Raw genomic sequence first — 667 nt, 5'->3', positions numbered from 1 at the left:
GGGCGATATTGTGACAGTGAACTTAACAGCATCCACACAAGCGGCCGCGACAAGCAGTGATGCAAAAGTTTACTCGGCTAGCCAAACCTTGACTCAAACTGACATTGACGCACGCAGCGTGAATATTGAGTTTGAACAAGCGCCAGAACAAGGTAATTACCAGTTAGAAGAGAAAGTGACAGACTCGACTGGCAACGTCGTTAAGTTTAGCTCTGCTCGTGCAGTCTCTATGACTCAACCTGAAACGGGCACCACAGATTCGAAAGACTCTGATGGTGGTTCGTTTGGGTTTGGTGCACTGCTAGCAATGCTTGGACTTGGCTTGTTCCGCCGCCGCCGTTAAGCCACTCCTTTTCTAAAAACATAGCTGTAAAACTCAAAGGCCAGCCGATGCTGGCCTTTTTATTGCGCAAAGACTTGCCTTTCTAATTGGGTGTTGCAAAATACCGCCCTCAATTGTGGTAAACCAGACAATTGATCCTTAAGCCTTGCCAAAACGGATTGGAGCAGCCGACACGTTATGTTGTTGATCATCGATAACTACGATTCTTTCACTTATAACCTTTACCAATACTTTTGCGAGCTTGGCGCTCAGGTAAAGGTCGTGCGCAATGACGAAATCGACATTCAAGGTATCGAAGCCCTCAATCCAACCCATTTGGTGATT

2 protein-coding genes are annotated in these 667 nt (G+C 46.6%); both read left to right on the top strand.

Annotation, left to right across the window (positions count from 1 at the left end; translation table 11 throughout):
• The coding region (locus R7Q46_RS27555; RefSeq protein ID WP_318078332.1) for a GlyGly-CTERM sorting domain-containing protein at nt 1–343 on the top strand (343 nt) is incomplete at its 5' end.
• 177 nt (nt 344–520) lie between these two features.
• Nucleotides 521–667: glutamine amidotransferase-related protein (locus tag R7Q46_RS27550; RefSeq protein ID WP_411913243.1), on the top strand; the 147-nt coding region annotated here is incomplete at its 3' end.

Source organism: Vibrio sp. 811, assembly GCF_033339195.1.
The sequence above is the reverse complement of the archived record's forward strand: the minus strand, read 5'-3'. Positions and strand labels throughout refer to the sequence as shown.